Raw genomic sequence first — 21,111 nt, forward strand, 5'->3', positions numbered from 1 at the left:
GCCCCCTTCCCCGACTCGACACGCAAGACGCCACGCGCGACGCTCCTGACAGAACGATGTGGTACGTGGTCTACAACCTGCTGCTGATCGCGTTCTCTCCGGCGATCCTGCTGGTCCTGCTGGCGAAGAAGCGGTGCCGGAGGGGGATTCCCCAGCGACTGGGCCTCCGGCTCCCCGCGCCGTCGGGCTCGCCGGGCCCGACCCTCTGGGTCCACGCCGTGTCGCTCGGCGAAGTCGTCGCGGTCGCCCCGCTCGTGCAGGCGCTTCACCGGCGCTACCCGGCCTGTCGGATTCTGGTCTCCACGGTCACCGAGACGGGGCGTGAGGCGGTCGAGCGGCGGCTCGCCGGCGTGGCGACCCATTGCTACGCGCCCCTGGACGCGCCCTGGACGGTCTCGCGCGTCGCGGCGGCGATCGCCCCGGCCGCCTTCCTCTTCGTCGAGACGGAGCTATGGCCCAACCTCCTGCGGGTCCTCGCCCGCCGCGGCGTGCCCTGTCTGATGGTGAACGGGCGGTTGTCCTCCCGCTCCTTCGGCCGGTACCGGCTCATCCGGCCCTTCATGGAGCAGGTGCTCGGCGGGGTGCACGCCTGTCTCATGCAGTCGGCCCGGGACGCGGAACGGATCGCGGCGCTCGGCGCGAGGCGGGAATCGGTGCACGTCACGGGGAACCTCAAGTTCGACCAGCCCCTGCCCGCGCGGGACGGCCTGTCGCGCGAGGCCCTGGGGCTCGCCGAGGGCGAGAGCCTCTTCGCGGCCGGCAGCACCCATCCCGGCGAGGAAGAGCAGATCCTGACGGCCTACGCCTCGCTGGTCCGATCGTTTCCCTCGCTCGTCCTCCTGCTGGCGCCGCGGCACATCGAGCGCGTCGCCCGGGTGGAGGCGGCCGTCCGGGCGGCCGGCCTGGTGTCCGTGCGGCGGACGGACCTGGCGTCGGGCAAGGCGTTGCGGTCCGGCCCGCGGGTGGTGATCCTGGACACGCGGGGCGAGCTGGCCGTCGCCTACCGCCATGCGGAGGTCGCCTTCGTCGGCGGCACGCTGGCGCCGGTCGGCGGACACAACCTGCTGGAGCCGGCCCAGTGGGGCAGACCGGTCCTCTTCGGCCCGCACACCGACCACTGCGCGGAGGTGGCCCGGGTGCTCCTCGATGCCGGGGGCGGGGCGTGCGCCGTGGACGCGGCCGAGCTGGAACGGCTCGTGGCCGCGCTTCTGCGCGACAAGGCCGGCCTGGAAGAGATGGGACGGGCCGCGCAGGCCGTGGTCGCGGACCATCGCGGGGCGCTCGAACGGAGCCTGGAGTTGATCGGGGCCGCCGTCGAGAAGGCCGGGCGGCTCGGCGGCCCGTCGGCCTTGCCGGCGCAGCCGGCCGGTTGCTGCGCGGGCGGCGCGCCGTCGTAGCCCCCGCCGCCCCCGTTCGCGGGCGAGGCATGAACCCTGACTCCATCCTCCCGGCCTCTTCCGTTCCCCTCCGCTCCGGTCCGGGGCGGTGGTTGCTGGCGACCGTGGCGGCCCCCTACGGCCTGGCGGTTCGCCTCCGTGCGGCGCTGTACCGGCGCGGCTGGCTCAGGCGGAGGCGGCTGCCGGTCCCGGTCATCAGCGTCGGGAACCTGACGCTGGGGGGGACGGGCAAGACGCCGGTGGTGATCTGGCTCGTCGGCCGCCTCCTGGAGCGGGGGGTGCGGGTCGCGGTGCTGAGCCGCGGCTACCGCCGGAGGAGCCGCGAGCCGCGGCTCCTCGTCACCGACGGCCGCGATCTGCTGGCCGGCCCGGCGGAGGCGGGCGACGAGCCCCATCTGATCGCACGCCGCTGCCCCGGCGCCCTCGTCGCCGTCGGAGCGGATCGCTACGCGCTTGGGCAGTGGCTCCTGGAGCGGTTCCCCGTGGACTGCTTCGTGCTGGACGACGGCTTCCAGCACCTGGCCCTCCACCGCGATGAGGACCTGCTGCTGGTGGACGCCTCGGCGCCGGCGGACTTGGAGGCGCTGTGTCCGGCCGGACGGCTCCGCGAGCCGCTGTCGGCCGCGGCCAGGGCGACGGCCCTCGTCCTCACCCGCGCGGACGGGGGGCGGCCCGTAGAGCCGCTGCTCGCCGCCCTCGGGCAAGCCGGGGCGCCGGCCGGGGCGCCCATTCTGTTCCGATTCGCCCCCGGCGCCCTCGTCGCCGTGACGGCCGGACGGGAGGAGCCGGCCTGCTCGTTGGCCGGACGCAAGGTCCTCCTGTTCAGCGGGATCGCGAGCCCGGCCTCCTTTCAGACACTGGCGGAGGGGGTGGGCGCGGTCGTCGCCGATCACCGGGTCTTTGCCGATCACCACACCTACAGGGCGGCCGACGTGTCGGCCCTCCTGGAGCAGGCCGACCGCCTCGGCGCCGAGCGGCTGGTGACGACGGAGAAGGACGCGGGCAAGGTGGCGCCGTTCCTCGGGGCCGACGAGCGGGTGTGGGCCCTGCGGCTGGAACCGGAAGTCGTCGGGGGGCGGGAGCGCCTTGAACGAGTGTTGAGCCGTCCGGGTGGAAGGGTGAGTTCATGAAGAGCTCGCAACGAAACGCCGCCGCCGTACGGCTCACCACCGACCAGCCGGCCGTGCGTCCGGCCGCCGTTCGTCGGCTGCTCGTGCGGGCACCCAACTGGATCGGCGACGCCGTGATGTGCGAGCCGGCGCTCGCGGCGCTGCGGACGCTGTTTCCCTCCGCCGAGATCACCCTGCTCGCCAGAGCGGCGGTCGCGGAGCTGTTCGGCGCCCATCCGGTCCCGGACCGGATCCTCGTCTACGACAGCAAGGGCGGACATGCCGGCCTCGCCGGGAAATGGCGGCTCGCCTCGATGCTCAGGTCGTTCCGCTTCGACTTGGCGGTGCTGTTCCAGAATGCCTTCGAGGCGGCGCTCATCGCCTGGCTCGCCGGGGTGCCGCGCCGCCACGGCTACGCGACGGACGGACGGGGCCTCCTGCTGACCGGGCCGGTGCCGGCGCCGTCCCGGAGACGGCGGCCCCACCAAGTGCGCTATTATCTCGACCTCCTCGAGCCCCTGGGCTGCCTCGCGCCGGCCCGGCCGCCGCAGCTCCATCTGCGAGCGGAGGAGGAGGCGGCGGCCTCGCGGATTCTGGCCGAGGCGGGGATCGGACCGGACGACCCCCTGGTCGGCCTCAATCCCGGCTCGACCTACGGCGTGGCCAAGCGCTGGCTCCCCGAGCGCTTCGCCGAGGCGGCCGACCGGGTCCTCGATCGGTTGACGCGGGAGCGCGGGAGGCGGGCGAAGCTCGTCATCGTCGGCGCGGCCGGCGAGGAGGCGGTGGCCGGAGACATCGCGCGGCGGATGCAGGCGAGGCCGGTCGTCCTGACGGGGCGGACCTCGATCCGGGAGCTCATGGCCGTCATCAAGCGCTGCGGACTCTTCGTCAGCAACGACACGGGCCCCATGCACGTCGCCGCGGCGTTCGGGGTGCCGCTCGTCGCGATCTTCGGCCCGACCGATCCGCAGGTCACCGCCCCCTTCGGGAGCGGCCATGCCCTCGTCCGCCAGCCGGTGGACTGCGCCCCCTGCCATCTGGGACAATGTCCGATCGACCACCGGTGCATGACGGGCGTGACGGTCGAGGCGGTGGTGGCGGCGGCGCTGGATCAGGTACGGGGGGCCGGCGCGGCCGAACACGGGGGCGATCCGGCGGCGGACCTGCGGGGCGTCACGGTCTTCCTGGACCGCGACGGGACCATCAACGAGGACACGGGCTACGTGAAGTCCACGGAGGAGTTCCGGCTCCTGCCCGGCGTGGTCGAGGCCCTGGTCCGGCTCAAGCGGGCGGGGGCTCGTGTCGTGGTCGTGACCAACCAGTCCGGCGTGGCCCGCGGATTGATCGCGCCGGACGCGCTGGAAAGGATCCACGAGCGGCTGCGCGAGACGATGCGACGGGCCGGGGCGCCGCTCGACGGCCTCTATGCCTGTCCCCACCATCCGGCGGAGGGCTGCGCCTGCCGGAAGCCGCGACCGGGGCTGGTCGAGCGGGCGGCGGCCGACCTGGGGCTCGACCTGTCGGTCGCCTACGTGGTGGGCGACCAGCCGCGCGACATGCAGCTCGCGCGACGGATCGGCGCACGGGCCGTCCTGGTGCTGAGCGGGCCGGCGAGCTCCGAAACGCTCGCGTCCCTCAAGGGGAGCGAGGGGGAGCCGGACCATGTGGCGACGGGGCTTCGGGAGGCGGCGGACTGGATCATGGCCGATCGAGCCTCCCGCCGCCCTCCTTCCGCCGACGAGCCGGCTCGGTCGGCTGTTCGATGAGGGCGGTCTGCTGAAAGCATCGGCGATGGCGGACTACCGGCGCATCCTGCTCATCAAGCCCAGCTCGTTCGGCGACATCGTCCATGCGTTGCCGGCGTTTCGGGCCGTTCGACGGCGTTTCCCGCGTGCGCACCTGGCTTGGCTGGTCAAGCGGCCGTGGGCGGACCTGCTGCGGGGCGTCGAGGGGCTGGATCAGGTCTGGCCCGTCGAGCCGACCGTCCGCGGCTGGCTCGAAGAGGTGCCGCGCCTTCGCGCCGCCGGCTTCGACGCCGCCCTGGACCTGCAGGGCCTGTTTCGGAGCGGCGCCATGGGGTGGCTGGCCGGCTGCCCGGTCCGGGTCGGCCTGGCCGAGGCGCGCGAGGGCGCGCCGCTCTTCTACACGAAGCGGGTCGCCGTGCCCGATCCGACGATGCACGTGATCGACCGCTACCTGCTCGCCGCGTCCGCCCTCTGGAGCGGGGAGGCGCAGGGGATGGCGGAGCCCTGGGACTTCGGATTGACCCCCCTGTCCGAGGATCGGGATCGGGTCGCGACGCTGCTCGCCGAGCACGGGGTGACGCCCGGCGCGCCCTGGATCGCCGCGAACGTCTCGGCCCGCTGGCCGACGAAGCAGTGGCCGGCGGAGCTGTTCGCGGAGGCCCTGGACGGTCTCCAGCGCGGAACCGGGCGGGTGGCCCTCATCGGCGCGCCCGACGAGCGGGAGCGGGCGGCGGCGGTCAAGCGGCTGATGACCACCACGCCGGTGGACCTGACGGGCGCGACGTCGGTGGCGCTGCTCCCCGCGCTGTTGGAATCGGCGACGGTGGTGATCAGCGGCGACTCGGGGCCGATGCACCTGGCCGCCGCGGTCGGCACGCCGGTGGTCGGGCTGTTCGGGCCGTCGAGTCCCGGGTATTCCGGCCCCCGCGGCGACCGGCACCGGCTGTTCGTCGGCGAGGTGCCCTGCGCCCCCTGCTTCCGCGTCGCCTGCCGGAACGAGGAGCCGCTGGCCTGCCTGCGCCGCATCACGCCGGGGATGGTCGTGGAGGCGGTCCGGGACCGGATGGCGGCGAGGCTGGCCGCGCGATGAGGCGGCTCACGCCCGAGGATCGGACGACCGTCCTGCTCGTTCGGCCGGACGGGATCGGCGACGAGGTGCTCGCGCTGCCCCTCGCCACGGCGCTCCGGCGGCTGCTGCCGAAGGCGCGGGTCCTGTTCCTCTCCAGCGCCTCCGCCGCCCCGGTCCTGGAGCGGCATCCGGACCTCGACGGCGTGCTGGCGCTCGACGGGCGGGAGCGGTTTGGCGACCTCGTGTCCCTGTTCCGTCGGGACATCGGCGCGGCGATTTTTCTCAAACCCTACCGACGGCTGATGGCGGCGGCCTGGGTCGCGCGGGTGCCCCAGCGCGTGGCGACGGGCTACCGCTGGTACAGCCTCCTGGCCAACCGGCGGGTCTACGAGCATCGGAGCGGGTTTTCCAAGCACGAGAGTGAGTATAATCTCGGCCTGCTCCGGGGCCTGGGACTCGACCCCGGCCCGCTGGTCCCGCCTAGGCTGGCCCTCACGAATGAGGAGCGCCGGGCGGGGGGGGCGCGGCTGGCCGGCCTGCCGGAGCCGCGCGTGCTCCTGCACGTGGGAGGGCTCTCCGCGAGAAACTGGAAGGCGGAGCATTACCGGGACCTGGCCCGCCGCCTGGCCGAGGAGGGGTACGGGGTGGTCCTGACCAGCGGCCGTGAGGAACGCGAGCGGTTCGAGCGAGCCGGCGGCCCGGTGGCGCCCGCGCGCGGCGTCCTGCGCGACCTGCGGGGCGAGCTGGGCTTGAGGGAGTTCATGGCGGTCATCGCGGCCAGTCGCGCGGTCGTCTCCGGCTCCACCGGCGCGGCCCATCTGGCCGCGGCGCTGGGCGTGCCGACGGTCAGCCTCTACGACCCGCAGCGGAAGACCTCGCCGGTCCGCTGGGGGCCGCTGGGCCAGGGCCTCGTGCTCGTGCCCGACGTGCCCACCTGCGAGCGCTGCATCTTCGAGGCCTGTCCCTACTGGGACTGTCTGGACCGGATCACGGTGGAGGAGGTGGCCGGGCGGGTGCGGGAGGTCATCAGTCGGGCCGAGCCCATCCGGGTGCGTCATGTCTAAGCTGTCCGTCTACGTCATCGCCTACAACGATGAGCCCAACATGCGGGCCTGTCTGGAGTCCGTGGCCTGGGCGGACGAGCTCGTCGTCGTGGATTCGTTCAGCACGGACCGGACCGCGGCGATCAGCCGCGAGTTCACCGACAAGGTGTACCAGCACGAGTTCAGGGGCTTCGGCCGGCTGCGGAACGAGGCCGTGGCGCGGACGACGCACGACTGGGTCTTCAGCCTGGACAGCGACGAACGCATGACGCCGGAGCTCAAGGAGGAAATCCATGCGCTCCTTGCTCGGGGGCCGGACGCGCCGGCCTACTTCGTGCCGCGGCGGAACTATTTTCTGGGGCGCTGGATCAAGCACTGCGGCTGGTATCCGGACTACCGGCAGCCGCAGCTCTTCCACCGGGCGCGGCTGCGCTACCGGGAAGACATCGTCCACGAGGGCTTCGACGTGGAGGGCCGCGCCGGCTTCCTGCGGCACCATGTCCTCCAGTATCCGTTCCGGGACCTGGATCATTACCTGGCGAAAATGGACCGGTACTCGGACCTGATGGCGAGGCGGCTGTACGAGAAGGGTCGGCGCTTCCGGCCGCATCAACTCGTGACGCACCCCGCCTTCACCTTCGCCAAGATGTACCTCGGCCGCGCCGGCTTTCTGGACGGCATGCCGGGCGCCATCCTCGCCGGGCTCTACGCCTACTACACCTTCGTCAAGTACGCGAAGTTCTGGGAGCTGACGAAGGACCGCGGATGATTGAGGGATCGGGACAGTGGTGTCTGAGGTGAAGATCAGCGGGTTTTCGATCTGCCGGAACGCGGTGCGCTTCGACTATCCGATCGTCGAGGTGATCCGCTCGGCTCTGCCGCTCGTGGACGAGTTCGTGGTGAACGTCGGCCAGTCCGACGACGGGACGCCGGAGCTGATCCGTTCGATCGACTCGGCCAAGGTCCGGATCGTCGAGTCGGTCTGGGACGACTCGATGAAGAAGGATGGACTGCTCTTTTCCTGCGAGACGAACAAGGCGCTGGCGAAGTGCACGGGCGACTGGGCGCTCTACCTCCAGGCGGACGAGGTGCTCCACGAGGCGGACCTCGACCGTATCCGGCGGGCGGTCCGTACGCACCACGCCGACCCGCGGGTCGTGGGGCTCACCTTCCGCTACCTGCACTTCTACGGAGACTACCGGTCCACCAATCCGTGGTTCTACCACAAGGCGGTCCGGCTGATCCGGAACGACGGCGAGGTGGAGTCCTGCGGCGACGCGGTCGGGTTCTGGCTGAAGGCGGACCGCGGCTACCTCCAGGGGCCCCACAAGGACCGGCTCCGGCCCTCCGGCGCGACGATCTATCACTACGGCTGGGTCAAGCATCCCAGGGTGCTGCTGGAGAAGTTCCGCTACCAGGTCGCCCGGCACCACGGCGAGCAGCCGGGCGAAGAGCAGGCGCGCATGCTGGCGCGGGACGCCTACGAGTTCGAGGAGTACGACATCATGCGGAATTTCACCGGGACGCACCCCGCGGTGATGGCCGAGCGGGTGCGCCGCTATCCGCCGATCAAGCCGTGGCGGAACCGCTGGCTCGCGCCCGGCTTCTACCGGGCGGTCCTCCAGCGGGGGTTCCGGGGATGAAGACCGCGAGGCGTCAGGCGTAAGGGCTGAGAGTGTCCGGACAAGAACCGAGAGATTCGCGACACGGGGGCGAGCGGCGCGCGCTCCAGGCGGCCCCCCGCCCTCCTCACGCTTCACCCCGCGCGACTTCCGTGGCGGTGGTGATCATCACCAAGGACGAGGAGCGGAACATCGAGGCCTGCCTCGACTCGGTGGGCTGGGCCGACGAGGTCGTCGTGGTGGACGCCGACAGCACGGACCGGACGGCGGAGCTCGCCCGCGCCCGCGGCGCGCGGGTCTTCGTCCGTCCCTGGCCGGGCTACGGGCCCCAGAAGAACTTCGGGATCGAGCAGGCGACGGCGGACTGGGTCCTGATCGTGGACGCGGACGAGCGGGTCACGCCGGAGCTGCGCGAGGAGATCGCCCTGGTGCTGGGGAAGGGGCCGCCGCCCGACCTGGCCGGCTACGAGGTGCCGCGCCGGAACTTCTTCTACGGCCGCCGGCTGCGCGGGGGAGGCGCCTCTCCCGATTACCAGCTCCGCCTCTTCCGCCGCACGGCCGGCCGGTACGATGGTGTGCTGCTGCACGAGAACCTGCATCTCGACGGACGCACGGAGCGGCTGACCCGGCCGCTGGACCATCACAGCATGCCGGACATCCGGGAGCATGTCCGCAAGATCGTCCGGTACACGACTCTGGCGGCGCGGGAGAAGCTCAAGCGCCGGTCGCGCGTGACGGCCGCCGACCTCCTCGGCGGCCACGTGGCGACGATCGTGAGGATCTACCTCTGGCGCGGCGGCTGGCGCGACGGCGTCCCCGGCCTGATCTTCGCCCTGTTCTCGGGCATGCACACCTTCGTCAAGTACGCGAAGGCGTGGGAAGCCCTGAACGTGAAACGCGAGGCGTGAGGCGTGAGGAATCGGCCATGACGGAGCGGCGGGCGGGGCGTGTCGGCGGGGCGTCGCCTCACGCCGCATCCCTGCCGCCTCACGGTTGACCATGCGCATCGGGATCGACGCCAACCCCATCATCGGCGACCGCGGCGGGGTCGGGTGGCATACGTATAACCTGGTCCGAGCGATGCTCGACCTCAAGGAGGACCTCGACCTCCTCTGCTACGTCAAGCCGGGGGCGGCTCGGCGCGGCAAGCTGCCCCCCTGGCCGGAGGGCGAAAGGGCCAGGTGGGTCGAGTCCGGCCGCACGATGATGGGCTGGCGGGGCCTCCTGGACCGCTTGGACCTCTACCACGGCACCAATTTCAAAATGCCGACCACCGGGCGGTGCGGCGGGGTCGTCACGATCCACGATCTCTGGCTGGACCGCCATCCGCAATACTCCGCCAAGCTGTTCGGGCAACGGGCGTCCTTCTACCGGACCAGGCGGACGGCCCGGCGCGCGCGCAAGGTCGTGACCGTCTCCGAGTTCTCCGCCCGGGACATCCAGGCGCTCTACGGGCTGCCGGCGGACCGGATCGCCGTGATCCACAACGGTGTGTCGGACGACTTCCGTCCCGTGCCGGACGGGGCGGCGATGGAGGCCTTCCGCCGGAAGCACGCCTTCCCGGCCGAACGCTTCATCCTCTTCGTTGGCGGCGCGGACCCGCGGAAGAACCACCAGATCCTCCTCCGCGCCTACGCGCGCGTGGCCGAGCTGCTGGCGGACTATACGCTCCTGATGGTCGGGGATGCGACCCACCGGTTCGGGGACATCCGCCAGACCGCGCACACCTTCGGCGTGGAGCGCCGCGTCGTGTGTCCGGGGCGCCTCCTGCCCGGCGAGCTGCGGCTGCTCTACTCCCACGCCGATCTCTTCGTCTTTCCCTCGCTCTACGAGGGGTTCGGGATGCCGGTGCTGGAAGCCATGGCCTGCGGGGCGCCGGTGATTACCTCGGATTGCACCGCGCTGCCGGAGGTAGCCGGAGACGCAGCGGTGCTGGTGAACCCGGAGGACGCGGAGACGCTGGCGAACGAGATCGTCCGGGTGCTGGAGGACGAGGATCTGCGCCGGGAGCTTCGCCGCAAGGGCTTCGAGCGGGTCAAGCAGTTCACCTGGGAGCGCGCCGCGCGTCGGACGGTGGAGCTGTACCGGGAGCTCTGCTCTGAAGCCTCGTAGTGGGAAGGGGTACGGAGTACGGGGTCAGGGGCAACGCGGAGAAGGACGGTCCCTCGTTCACGCCGGAGGCCATGAACAACATCCTCGTCATCAAGCTCCGGTACATCGGCGACGTGCTGCTGGCGACGCCGGTGCTCCGGGCGCTGCGCAGCCGGTTTCCGTCGGCCCGGTTGGCCATGCTGGTCAACCGAGGTACGGAGGACGTGCTCCGCCGGAACCCCGACCTGGACGAGGTCCTGGTGCTCGATCGCATGGGGGCCGCCGGGGATCTCCGCTTCGCGCGGGAGCTCAGACGGCGGCGCTTCGACTGCGTCATCGACCTGACCGACGCGGACCGCTCCGCGGTCCTCGCCCGGCTCACGGGGGCGCCGATCCGGGTCGGCTTCAACGAGGAACACCGCTGGCGCGGGTTGCTGTACAGCGACATCGTGCCGGCGCGGCCGGAATCCGAGCACCGCCTGGAGCACGACTTGGCGGCGCTCCGCCTCCTGGGCCTCGATCCCAAGCCGGAGCCGCCGGTCCTCCGGACCGCGCCGGAGGACGAGGCGGCGGCCGGGCGCCTGTTGGCCGAGGCGGGCGTGGCCCCCGGGGACCGGAGGCCCCTCGTCCTGCTGCAGCCGGGGGCGCGGTACTGGTTCAAGGCCTGGCCGGTGGAGCGCTTTGCCGAGCTGGCCGACCGGCTGACGGAGCGGTACGGCTGCCTGGTGCTGGTAGGCGGCAGTCCCGCCGAGCGCGAGACGGCGGAGACGGTCCGCGCACTGGCCCGCTCGGCGCCCCTGGTGCTGGCGGGACGGACGAGCCTGCTTGAGTTTGCGGCCCTGCTCACGCGCTGCGCGCTCTTCGTCGGCAACGACAACGGGCCCATGCACATGGCCGCCGCCCTGGGCGTCCCCGTCGTGGCGCTGTTCGGCCCCTCCGATCCCGCGGTCTGGGGGCCGCGGGGCCGCCGCGTCCTGACGCTCTCGAAGGGGCTGGATTGCCGCCGCTGCTTCCATCCGACCTGCTTCCGCGGCGAGGAGCGCTGCATGAAGCTGATCTCGACGGATGAAGTCTTCGCCGCGGCGGAGCGGGCGCTCGCCGCGGCGGGGGGGGCCTGATGGGCGGACGGCCGCCGCTGGTCAGCGTGGTCATTCCCGTGTTCAACGGGGCGCCCTTCGTCGCCAAGGCGGTCGAGAGCATCAGGGCTCAGGGGGTGCCGGAGGTCGAGATCCTGGTCGTGGACGACGGCTCGACGGACGGCACCCAGGCGGTCCTCAAGGAGTTGGAGCGGGCGGCGGACCTCGTGTGGTTCCAGCAGGACCACGGGGGGCCCGCCCGCTCGCGGAACCGCGGGATCGCGGAGGCGCGCGGGGAATTCGTCGCGCTGCTCGATTGCGACGACGTGTGGCTCCCGGGCAAGCTGGCGGCCCAGCTCGCCGTCATGCGGCAGCGGCCCGAGGTCGGGGTCGTCCACACCGACTTCGAGGTGGTCCGCGAGGACGGCCGCGTGGAGGAGCGCGTCCATGCCCGGCGCAGCGCGGAGCCGCTGGTCCGCGCGTTCGCCGGCGGCCACGTGGCCCTCCCCTCGACGCTGCTGGTGCGACGGGCGGTCCTGGAGCGGGTCGGCGCCCTCGACCCCGACCTCTACGGCTCCGAGGACTCGGACCTGACGATCCGGCTCTACGCGGCGGCCGCCTTCGAGTGCGTCGATCGGGTGCTGGTGCGCAAGCTCCAGCGGGGCCACGGCTATCGGGACATGGCCTTCGACGAGCCGACGCACCGGGCGCGCGTGCTGTCCAGCCGGCGACGGTTCCTGGAGCGGCTGGAGGGCCGGGGCGCGCTGACGACCGAGCAGCGAAGGGCGCTGGCCCGCGAGTGGGCGAACTATTTCCTGCTGGCCGGCCGGCTGGCCGAGCTGACGGGCCGGCGGGGCGACGCCCGGGACCTCTACGCCCGGGCGATCCGCAAGGCGCCGCTGCGCCTGCGGGGCTACACCCGGTGGCTGCGCACGTTTTCGCCCGGATGACCGGCTTGATGGGGCTCTTCGATCGGCTCAACGAGGGGTGGCGTGCTCCCGGTCGCGCGGCCGTGATCATCGCCTCCGTGTACGGAGTCGTCGTGGGCACCGCCCTCGTGCACCACGAAATGTGGCGGGATGAGATCGAGGCCTGGCTGATCGCGCGCGACAGCCGGTCCGTGCCGGAGCTGCTGGCCGTCCTGAAGAACGAAGGGCATCCCGCGCTCTGGTATCTTCTCTTGATGCCGCTCACGCGCCTGTCCCGCTCGCCCGAGATCATGCAGGGGCTGCATCTGACGATCGCCACGGCGATGGTCTACCTGGTCGCGCGCTGGTCTCCCCTGTCGCGCCTCCAACAGGTCCTGTTTCCCCTCGGTTTCTTCGTGCTCTGGCAGTATGCGGTGGTGAGCCGGAACTATGCCCTGGGGGTGTTGCTGCTCGTGGCCTTCTGCGCGCTCTATCAAAGGCGGCACCGTCTGTTCCCGGTCATCGGTCTGCTTCTGATGCTCGCGGCCCATACCCATCTGCTGATCCTGCTCCTGGTGATCGCGATCACCGCCGGCCTGGCGGTGGATTGCTGGGAGGCGCGGGATCGCCTGCGGCAGGAAGCGGCTTCGCGGCGGCGGGCCGGCATCGTCCTCGGCTTTGTCCTGATCGCGGTCGGGGTCGCGACGTCGCTCGTCCAGCTCCTTCCCGATCGGAGCTACGTCGGCCCGGTCGATTCGACGGTGGGGCTCTTGCGGGAACATGGCCCGGCGCTCGGGGCGGCGGCGCTCGGGGCGGCGGCGCTCGTCGGATGGCTGTTGTTCCGGCTGCGGGAGCGGCTTCCCCCGGTCTTGGCGGCGGGCATAGGGGCGGTCGCCGTCGTGCTCTATTTCGATTCGAGCGTCCTGGGAGGGCTGGTCGGCGCGTCCGGCTTCAAAACCCTGGCCTTCTGCGGGCTGGCGGTGTTCCTCTTCCAGTTGTCCCGGCTGCGCGACCGTCTTCCGCTCCTGCTGCTGTACGGGCTGGGGACGACCGGGCTGCTCCTCTTCTTTTCCGCGGTGCACTCGGGCGGCCCCCACCATCACGGGTTGCTGTTCGTCGTGTACCTGATCGGCTACTGGCTCGACCGGCTGACTCGGGCGGCGTCGCCGGCGTCCAGCCGGAGCCGGACGGCGGACGCGGTCTTCACGCTGGTCCTCGCGGGCCAGGCCGCCTTCGGCCTCCCCGCCCTGTACCAGGACCTGACGAAGCCCTATTCCAACGGGAAGGCCGTGGCGGACGCTATCCGGGCGCGCGGTCTAAAGGGCCTTCCCGTCGTCGGCTGCGTGGACTTTTCGGCCCAGACCGTTCTGGGGTATTTGGGGGCCGAGCGGTTTTACTATCCCCAGGGTGAACGATGGGGCTCCTTCGTGATTTGGGACCGCAAGCGCTACGAAAACGTGGGACTCGACAACTGCCTGCGATCCGCCTCCGCGGCGGGCGGGGACGTGCTCGTCGTCAGTTCCTACACGACGGAGTCCTCCGCACGCGAGGCCGACTTCGTGAAGGTGGCCGAATTTCTCGGGGCGATTCGCGACGACGAGAATTTCATCCTCTATCGCTCGAAACCGGCGGAGACGGCGGAAGGGGCGCGGACGCCGGGCGCCGCCCCGGGAGCGCTCCGGGGGGGATTCGATCCATGCCCAGGGTGAGCGTCGTCATGCCGGTCCACAACGGCGCGCGATACCTCGCCGAGGCGTTGGAGAGCGTCTTCGCCCAGACGTTTCGGGACTTCGAGGTCATCGTCGTGGACGATGGCTCCACCGACGAGACCCCGGCGATCCTGCGGGGGTACGGGGACCGGCTGGCGGTCATCTCGAGGGAGCAGGGGGGGGCCTGCGCCGCGCGGAACCTGGGCGTGGAGCGGACGGCGGCGCCCTACGTAGCGTTCCTCGACCACGACGATCGGTGGTATCCCCGGAAGCTGGAGCAGCAGACGGCGGTCCTGGACGCGCGGCCGGAGGTCGTGCTCGTGCTCAGCGAATCGGACCGCATGGATGAGCAGGGGCGTCTGATCCAGACCAGGGCCACCGCGGCCGAACGGCCGAGGCTCAAGGACTCGCCGTTGGGCCGCCTGATGGAAACCGACCAGCTCCTCTCCTCGGCGATCATGGTGCGGCGCGAGGCCTTCGTGCGGGCCGGGATGTTCGACCCCGACCTGCACGGGTTCGAGGATTTCGACCTCTGTGCCCGCCTGCGCCGCCTGGGGGAGTTCGCCTTCGTGGAGGAGCCCGGGATGTGCTATCGCGTGCACCGGGGCAGCTTCAGCCGCTCGGGCGGCGAGCGGTTGCAGCGGAGCCGGGAGCGGTTCCTGCTCCGCATGCGGGCCCTGTTCGCGGACGACGGGGACAAACAGGCGTTGATCCGGACGATGCTGGCGGAATGCTATTCCGACTGGGGCCTCAGCCAGGCGCGGGCCGGTCGGACGGCGGAGGGGCGGCGGAAGCTGCTGGAGGCCCTGCGGTACAACCCGTTCAAGCTGCGCACCTACCTCCGGCTCGCACGCGCCTGCGCGATGAGGCGGGGCCATGCGGGATGAACCGGCCGCCAGCGGGGCCCCGACGGTCAGCGTCGTGATCCCCCTGTACAACGGGGAAGACGTGATCGCGCAGACGATCGAGAGCGCCCTCGCCCAGACGTGGACGGACCGGGAGATCCTCGTCGTCGACGACGGGTCCACCGACGGCTCCGCCGCCGTGGTCCGGGCCTTCGGCGATCGGGTCCGCTACCACTTCTTCGAGAACGGCGGGGTGGCCCGGGCCAGAAACCGCGGGATCGCCCTGGCCCGGGGACGCTACATCGCGCTCCTGGATCATGACGACCTCTGGGCTCCGACGAAGCTGGCCAAGCAGGTGGCTGTGCTGGAGACCCGCCCCGAGGTGGGGCTGGTGACGACCGGCATCGCTCACCTGGACCGGGAGGGCCGGCCGATCCCCGCCGCGCCGACCGGACCGTCCAGCCGCTTCTATCAGTTGTTCGTGAAGGGCTTCGGTCCTACCCCCTCCGCCGTCATGGTCCGGCGGGCGATCCTCGAGAAGGCGGGCGGCTTCGACGAACGCTTCGGGTCGGCCGGGCTCGACGACCATGAGCTCTGGCCGCGGCTGGCGCAGCTCTGCGAGTTCGCGCTGGTGGACGAGCCGCTCACCTTCCACCGGCATCGGCTCGTCAAGCCGCCGCAGATCGAGTTGGGCCATCGGGCCGTCCTCAACGAGGCCCTGCTTAAGCGCTTCGGCCACGAGCCGCAGAAGCGGCGCTACCTCATGGAGGAGCGCGCCGCCTACCTGGCCGACCTCGGCAAGTGGCGTTGCCGGCAGGGGGACCTGGCCGGCGGGCGGGCCGCCCTCGCGGAATCGCTCGCCGTGAGCTTCCGCGAGGCGCTGCGCTGGAAGACGGTGTGGCGGGCGGCGAGCCGCCTGCTGCGGTCCTACGTCTGATCGCCCGACGGGAGGGGGGGAGTGGAGAAGGTCGGCTGCGAGCTGTGCGGATCGGACGAGTCGGCCGTCGTCATCAGGCAGAAGGACCTGCTCCATCGGGTCACGGACGAGGAGTTCACCATCGTGCGGTGCGCGGCCTGCGGGTTCCTCTACCTCACCCCCCGGCCCGCGCCGGCGGAGATCGGCCGGTTCTATCCCGAACACTACTTCGGCGACCCCGCGCCGCCGAGGCGGGTGAGCCGGGTCAAGCGGTGGCTGATGGAGGAGTTCTACGGCTATCCGGGACCGGCGGTCCCGGCGGCGGTTCGCCTGCTGCGCCGCGCGCTCCTCTGGCCGGAGGCGGTCCGCCGGGCGGCGACGGGGCGGACGATCCTGCCCTGGGTCGGCCGGGGCCGGCTCTTGGACGTGGGGTGCGGCCACGGCGTCGGCGCGGCCATGCTGCTGGCGCAGGGGTGGGACGTGCAGGGGCTGGACTTCAGCGAAGCGTCGGTGGCCCTGGCTCGCAGGCTGCTCGGCGACCGCGTGCGCGCGGGCGACCTGGAAAGCGCGCGCTACCCGGACCGCGCGTTCGACGTCGTGCTGATGAGCCATTCGTTGGAGCATATGTACCGGCCGGTCGCGGTGCTGGCCGAGGTCCGGCGCATCCTGGATGACGGGGGCCGCCTGGTCGTCGCCGTGCCGAACGCGGACAGTTGGGAGGCGCGGCTCTTCGGCCGCTGGTGGGTGAACTGGGACCCGCCGCGCCACCTCTACCACTTCGGGAAGGCGACGCTGACCCGCCTGCTCGATCGGGCGGGCTTCCGCGTCGTCCGGATGGGGACGGGCGTGACGGCGGCGCATTGGCTGTCCAGCCTGGAGCGGGCCTGGACGCGCGGGGCCGGAGGCCCGCTGCCGGCCGGGCGATGGGTCGAGCGGCTGGTCGCGCGTCCCTTTTGTCTCCTGGCGGGGAACATCGGGGCGGGGACGGAGTTGATCGTCCATGCGGAGAAGTCCGGGAAGGAGGCCGATGCCTGACGTCCTGCGGGGAGCGGGGTGGCGGCGGGGGGAAGGCCGGGTCCGCCGCCTGCGCGACCCGGCGACCGTGCTCGCGCTGCTGCTCGGCGCCGGCGCCGTCCTGTCGCTCCTGGCGCTGGCGGACATCGCCCTCTACCTGCAGGGGCGCGCCGCCTCGAAGCTGGCCGCCCTTCCGCGGGCGACCACCTTGATGGTCTTGCTGCCGGTCCTGGCGGTCCTCGCCGCGTCGTTCGCCGTCGGCGCTCGGCAGACGTGGCGAGCCGATTCCGCGCAGCGGGCGGCGGCGGGCTCCTGGTCCACCGGCTCGATCCTGCTGTGGGGCGTGCTCCTGTGGTACGTGTGGATGGTCAACAGCCCGGTCCCTCCGCTGACGCACCACACGGACAAGTTCCTGGTCCTCTGCCTGCTCCTCCTCGCCGTCGGCCTGGCGCTGAACGTCCGGCCAGGCGCGGTGGCCCGGCTTGTCGCGACGAGGCCGGCCCGCTGGCTGCGGGTCCTGGCCGTCAACGCCGTCGTCTTCGCCCTGGTCGGCGAAGCGCTGTTTCGCCTCGCCGACCCGCTATTGGCCCGGAGCGGCCTGTTCGGCGACAAGCACACGCCCGCCCACCTCAAGCCGCACGCGCCGGTCCAAGGCTCGATCGGCGTCTCCAATTCCCAAGGCTTCCGCGACCGCGAGCGGACGATGGAACGGCGGGGCCCGGGGCCCCGCGTCGTGGCCCTCGGCGACTCCTTCACCTGGGGCGCCGGCGTGAGCTACGACCAGACCTTCACGACGTTGGTGGAGCAGAAGCTTAAGACCGAGTGGCCCGGGCTGGAGGTCATCAACCTGGGCGTCGGCGGCTGGGGCCCCCACGAGGAGCTGCACCTGCTGGAGAGCTACGGCGTCCGGCTCGACCCGGACCTGGTCCTGCTCGACTTCTACGTCGGCAACGACATCCAGAACAAGCGCGGCGACGACGGCAACTTGACCAAGATCCTCCTGGTCGCCGGCCAGAGCTACTACGTCCACAGCAACGGCCACCTAGTCCATGATACGCTCGGGCCGGACCGCTGGTATCTCTACCACGACCTGAACTATCTCTGGCGGGTGGGCACGGCGCGGATCCTCGCCAGGGCCGAGGCGGGGTCCATGGCCGACCGGGGGCCGGGACTGGTGCCTCGCTCCGCCTACCTGCGGGGGATTCACGAGCGGAGCGACATCTATCTCGCCCGCGACACGGACTATTTCCAGGGGCACTGGGCCCGTACCCGGGCGACTCTCTCCGCGATCCGCAGCCTTTTGGGGCAGCGGCACATTCCCCTGGTGCTCGTCCTGATTCCCGACCAGGTGCAATTTGACCCGGACCTGCAAAACGAGTATCTTGGAGCCTTCGCATCGTCCGAGGAGCGGTACGACTTCGGCAAGCCCCAACGGCTCCTGAACGCCTGGGCTCGCGAGGAGGGCGTCCAGGTGATCGATTTGCTTCCCGTCTTCCGGGCGATGGGAACGCCCGGAGACCTCCACTTCCGGAACGACATCCATTGGAACGAGGCGGGCCATGCGCTGGCGGCCGAGGCCATCGCGCCCGTCCTGCGGCGGCAGTTGCAGAGCCGGTTCGCGGTGAAGCGGGAGGGGCCATGAGGCGACGGAACGACCTGACGGCGGCCAACCGGTCCTTCGCCCTGGTCCTGGCCGGCGGCTTCGGTGCGCTGGCCGCCCTCCGTTACGGGCTCTCGGGCGTGATCCTCTGGTGGCTGGTCGCCGCGGCCCTCGTCGTGCTCGCCGCGGCGCTGGTCGCGCCGGCGAAGCTGGAGCCCCTTCGCAAAGGCTGGATGAAGCTCGCCGCGGTCCTCGGCGCCGTCAACGGGCGCATCCTGCTGACGCTCCTCTTCGCGCTCCTGATCACGCCGATGGCGGTGCTGCTCCGGCTTCTCGGCAAGCGGCCGATGGCCCTGGGATGGGACAAGGCCGCCGCCTCCTACTGGCGCGGCCGGAAGGCGGAGGAGTTCACGCCGGCGCGTATGGAGCGGCAGTTCTGACGCAGACGTGAACCGTGAGGCGTGAGGAGCCGGGGGTGAGGCGTCAGGGGAACACCCCGAGGGAGGGGACGTGGGAGCGTTTCTGACGGAGCTGTGGGCCTTCATGCGGGAGCGGAAGAAGTTCTGGCTGCTGCCCGTCATCATGGTCCTCTTGCTCTTCGGCGCGTTGATCGTGCTGACCGAAGGGTCGGCGGTTGCGCCGTTCATCTATACCCTCTTTTGACGGCGGGCCGCCGCCCCATGAAGACCCTGGGCCTCTCCGCCTTCTACCATGACTCCGCCGCCGCCCTGGTCGTGGACGGCCGCATCGTGGCCGCGGCCCAGGAGGAGCGCTTCACCCGGAAGAAGCACGATGCCCGTTTTCCCCGTCGCGCCCTGGCCTACTGCCTCAAGGAAGCCGGCTGCCGGCTCCAGGACCTGGACCGGGTCGCCTTCTACGACAAGCCGCTCCTGAAATTCGAGCGCTTGCTGGAAACCTACCTGTCCTTCGCGCCGCGCGGCTGGCGCTCCTTCGTCGCGGCCATGCCGGTTTGGCTCAAGGAGAAGCTCTTCCTGGAGCGCCTGCTCCGGCGCGAGCTCGACGCGGTGGCGGCGGAGACGGGCGGCGGCCCCTGGACCGGGCCGCTGCTCTTTCCGGAGCACCACTTCTCCCACGCGGCCTCCGCCTTCTTTCCCTCCCCCTTCCGCGAGGCGGCGGTGCTCACGATGGACGGGGTGGGGGAGTGGGCGACGACCAGCTTCGGCGTCGGGCGCGACGCGACCCTCACGCTCCAGGGCGAACTCGCCTTTCCGCACTCGCTCGGCCTGCTCTACTCGGCCTTTACCTATTACACCGGGTTCAAGGTCAATTCGGGGGAATACAAGGTCATGGGGTTGGCGCCCTACGGCGAGCCCAAGTACGTGGACCTGATCCTGACCCACCTGCTCGACCTCAAGGAGGATGGCTCCTTCCGGCTCAACCTGGACTACTTCGATTTCTGCACCGGGCTGCGGATGACCAACGAGCGCTTCCACCGGCTGTTCGGTGGGGAGCCGCGGGCCCCCGAAGCCCCGGTGACCCAGCGGGAGATGGACCTGGCCCGCTCCATCCAGGAGGTCACGGAGCGGGCGGTGCTGAAGCTCGCCCGCCACGTGCGGAGGGAGACCGGCCTGCGGCAGTGCTGCCTGGCCGGCGGCGTGGCGCTCAACTGCGTGGCGAACGGCAAGCTCCTGCGCGAGCGCGTCTTCGACCGGCTCTGGGTCCAGCCGGCGGCGGGCGATGCGGGCGGGGCCGTGGGCGCGGCGCTGGCCGCCTACCACGTGCACGGGGGCGGGGCGCGGCGGCTGGCCCCCGACGAGCCCGACGGCATGGCCGGCTCCTACCTCGGGCCGGCCTGGGCGCAGGACGAGATCGACCGGTGGCTGGCGGCGCGCCGGCTGCCCCACGAGCGGCTGGACGACCGGGCCCTCGTCGCCGCGGTGGCGGACCTGCTTGCCCGCGAGGCCGTCGTGGGCTGGGTGCAGGGGCGGATGGAGTTCGGCCCGCGGGCGCTGGGCAACCGCTCGATCCTCGGCGACGCCCGCTCGCCGCGGATGCAGTCGGTGATGAACCTCAAGATCAAGTACCGGGAGTCCTTCCGCCCCTTCGCGCCGGCGGTGCTGGAGGAGCGGGTGTCGGAGTACTTCGAGCTCGACGAGCCGTCGCCCTACATGCTGCTGGTGGCGCCGGTCCGGGCGGAGCGGCGCGCGCCGGAAACGGAGGCGGACCGGCGGCTGTTCGGGATCGAGCGGCTCACCCGGCCGCGCTCGGACATCCCGGCGGTCACGCACCTGGACTACTCGGCCCGCATCCAGACCGTCTCGCCGAAGACCAATCCCCGGTTCCACGCGCTGCTCAAGGCCTTCGAGGCCAAGACCGGCTGCGGCGTGCTCGTCAACACCTCCTTCAACGTCCGGGGCGAGCCGATCGTCTGCAGCCCGGAGGACGCCTACCGCTGCTTCATGCGGACGGAGATGGACGCGCTCGTCCTGGGCAACGCGCTCCTCCGAAAACACGACCAGCCGCCGCTCTCGTCGGATGGCGACTGGCGGACGGAATTCCAGCTCGACTGACGGAAGGCGCCGCCGAGTGAGCGACGTGGGGACAGCCTTGTGAGCGCCCGTTGTCGCATGGGGCTTGCCGCGGCGGCGGGCCTGTCCACGGCGCTCCCCTTCGCGGAGGGGCTGCTGAAGAGCGGCTGGATCGAGGTCGCCCTCCTGGCGCCGGTCCTTTGGTTTGTCCTGCCCGGCCGAAGCACCCGGCGTCTCGCTTCGATGCTGCTCACGCTGACCGTCTGCTGCGTGACGGCCACCGCCTTCGACCTCGCGCTCCGGCCGGTGTGGGCGCGGCGGTTGAGCTACACGCCCTTGAACATCTCCAGCCACAAGCTGCCGAAGCTGCCGATCGTGGGGCGGTGGGACGCGAACCTCGACGTGGAGGCCGAGGTGTACGGCGACTTGGCCGCGATGCTCGGCGAGCCTGGCCTCAGGGAACCGTGACGGGTTCGCT

20 protein-coding genes are annotated in these 21,111 nt (G+C 71.5%); all 20 read left to right on the forward strand.

The genetic code is table 11. From position 1 onward, the window contains the following. Nucleotides 1-56 precede the first annotated feature (56 nt). The 20 genes from AC1U7O_RS11190 to AC1U7O_RS11285 all read left to right on the forward strand — a co-directional run bounded on the left by AC1U7O_RS11190 (nt 57) and on the right by AC1U7O_RS11285 (nt 21,101). Complete coding sequence (locus AC1U7O_RS11190) at nt 57-1,397, forward strand: 3-deoxy-D-manno-octulosonic acid transferase (protein ID WP_479894861.1); 1,341 nt, start codon at nt 57-59, stop codon at nt 1,395-1,397. A 29-nt stretch (nt 1,398-1,426) separates the two neighbouring features. Next, entirely contained in the window at nt 1,427-2,527 is a 1,101-nt protein-coding gene (lpxK, locus tag AC1U7O_RS11195; protein WP_479894862.1) for a tetraacyldisaccharide 4'-kinase, read from the forward strand. After that, nucleotides 2,524-4,272: a lipopolysaccharide heptosyltransferase II gene (gene waaF, locus AC1U7O_RS11200; protein WP_479894863.1), complete on the forward strand. Its 1,749-nt coding sequence runs from the start codon at nt 2,524-2,526 to the stop codon at nt 4,270-4,272. The genes lpxK and waaF overlap by 4 nt, the downstream gene beginning before the upstream one ends. A 25-nt stretch (nt 4,273-4,297) precedes the next feature. Further along, on the forward strand, nt 4,298-5,341 hold the full coding sequence (locus AC1U7O_RS11205; RefSeq protein WP_479894864.1) for a glycosyltransferase family 9 protein: 1,044 nt from the start codon (nt 4,298-4,300) through the stop codon (nt 5,339-5,341). Beyond that, on the forward strand, nt 5,338-6,384 hold the full coding sequence (locus AC1U7O_RS11210) for a glycosyltransferase family 9 protein (RefSeq protein WP_479894865.1): 1,047 nt from the start codon (nt 5,338-5,340) through the stop codon (nt 6,382-6,384). The genes AC1U7O_RS11205 and AC1U7O_RS11210 overlap by 4 nt, the downstream gene beginning before the upstream one ends. After that, nucleotides 6,377-7,132 carry a glycosyltransferase family 2 protein gene (locus AC1U7O_RS11215; protein ID WP_479894866.1) on the forward strand — a complete coding sequence of 252 codons (756 nt, stop codon included), beginning with the start codon at nt 6,377-6,379 and terminating at the stop codon, nt 7,130-7,132. The genes AC1U7O_RS11210 and AC1U7O_RS11215 overlap by 8 nt, the downstream gene beginning before the upstream one ends. Nucleotides 7,133-7,151: 19 nt before the next feature. Next, the gene (locus tag AC1U7O_RS11220; protein WP_479894867.1) at nt 7,152-8,006 is read left to right on the forward strand and encodes a glycosyltransferase family protein; all 855 of its coding nucleotides are present in this window, start codon (nt 7,152-7,154) and stop codon (nt 8,004-8,006) included. A 131-nt stretch (nt 8,007-8,137) separates the two neighbouring features. Then, nucleotides 8,138-8,893 carry a glycosyltransferase family 2 protein gene (locus AC1U7O_RS11225; protein ID WP_479894868.1) on the forward strand — a complete coding sequence of 252 codons (756 nt, stop codon included), beginning with the start codon at nt 8,138-8,140 and terminating at the stop codon, nt 8,891-8,893. A 91-nt stretch (nt 8,894-8,984) separates the two neighbouring features. Further along, complete coding sequence (locus AC1U7O_RS11230; RefSeq protein ID WP_479894869.1) at nt 8,985-10,097, forward strand: glycosyltransferase family 4 protein; 1,113 nt, start codon at nt 8,985-8,987, stop codon at nt 10,095-10,097. Continuing rightward, nucleotides 10,097-11,194, forward strand: coding sequence for a putative lipopolysaccharide heptosyltransferase III (gene rfaQ / locus AC1U7O_RS11235; RefSeq protein WP_479894870.1), 1,098 nt, complete (start codon nt 10,097-10,099; stop codon nt 11,192-11,194). Before AC1U7O_RS11230 ends, rfaQ begins: the two co-directional genes overlap by 1 nt. Next, nucleotides 11,194-12,102, forward strand: coding sequence for a glycosyltransferase family 2 protein (locus AC1U7O_RS11240; RefSeq protein ID WP_479894871.1), 909 nt, complete (start codon nt 11,194-11,196; stop codon nt 12,100-12,102). Before rfaQ ends, AC1U7O_RS11240 begins: the two co-directional genes overlap by 1 nt. Continuing rightward, nucleotides 12,075-13,769 carry a hypothetical protein gene (locus AC1U7O_RS11245; RefSeq protein ID WP_479894872.1) on the forward strand — a complete coding sequence of 565 codons (1,695 nt, stop codon included), beginning with the start codon at nt 12,075-12,077 and terminating at the stop codon, nt 13,767-13,769. Before AC1U7O_RS11240 ends, AC1U7O_RS11245 begins: the two co-directional genes overlap by 28 nt. Further along, on the forward strand, nt 13,757-14,656 hold the full coding sequence (locus AC1U7O_RS11250; RefSeq protein WP_479894873.1) for a glycosyltransferase family 2 protein: 900 nt from the start codon (nt 13,757-13,759) through the stop codon (nt 14,654-14,656). Before AC1U7O_RS11245 ends, AC1U7O_RS11250 begins: the two co-directional genes overlap by 13 nt. Beyond that, nucleotides 14,646-15,551 (forward strand): glycosyltransferase family 2 protein, encoded by a 906-nt coding sequence (locus AC1U7O_RS11255; RefSeq protein WP_479894874.1) that lies wholly within the window; start codon nt 14,646-14,648, stop codon nt 15,549-15,551. The genes AC1U7O_RS11250 and AC1U7O_RS11255 overlap by 11 nt, the downstream gene beginning before the upstream one ends. A 21-nt stretch (nt 15,552-15,572) precedes the next feature. Continuing rightward, nucleotides 15,573-16,565 carry a class I SAM-dependent methyltransferase gene (locus AC1U7O_RS11260; protein WP_479894875.1) on the forward strand — a complete coding sequence of 331 codons (993 nt, stop codon included), beginning with the start codon at nt 15,573-15,575 and terminating at the stop codon, nt 16,563-16,565. Then, nucleotides 16,558-18,186, forward strand: a complete 1,629-nt coding sequence (locus AC1U7O_RS11265) for an SGNH/GDSL hydrolase family protein (RefSeq protein ID WP_479894876.1) — start codon at nt 16,558-16,560, stop codon at nt 18,184-18,186. Before AC1U7O_RS11260 ends, AC1U7O_RS11265 begins: the two co-directional genes overlap by 8 nt. Next, nucleotides 18,183-18,584: an SxtJ family membrane protein gene (locus AC1U7O_RS11270; protein ID WP_479894877.1), complete on the forward strand. Its 402-nt coding sequence runs from the start codon at nt 18,183-18,185 to the stop codon at nt 18,582-18,584. Before AC1U7O_RS11265 ends, AC1U7O_RS11270 begins: the two co-directional genes overlap by 4 nt. Nucleotides 18,585-18,687: 103 nt before the next feature. Next, complete coding sequence (locus AC1U7O_RS11275) at nt 18,688-18,807, forward strand: DUF5989 family protein (protein ID WP_479895035.1); 120 nt, start codon at nt 18,688-18,690, stop codon at nt 18,805-18,807. Nucleotides 18,808-18,824: 17 nt separating this feature from the next. Beyond that, nucleotides 18,825-20,675: a carbamoyltransferase family protein gene (locus AC1U7O_RS11280; protein WP_479894878.1), complete on the forward strand. Its 1,851-nt coding sequence runs from the start codon at nt 18,825-18,827 to the stop codon at nt 20,673-20,675. Nucleotides 20,676-20,714: 39 nt separating this feature from the next. Beyond that, entirely contained in the window at nt 20,715-21,101 is a 387-nt protein-coding gene (locus tag AC1U7O_RS11285; RefSeq protein ID WP_479894879.1) for a hypothetical protein, read from the forward strand. Nucleotides 21,102-21,111 lie beyond the last annotated feature (10 nt).

The sequence above is a fragment of the Candidatus Nitrospira neuquenensis genome, assembly GCF_979578155.1.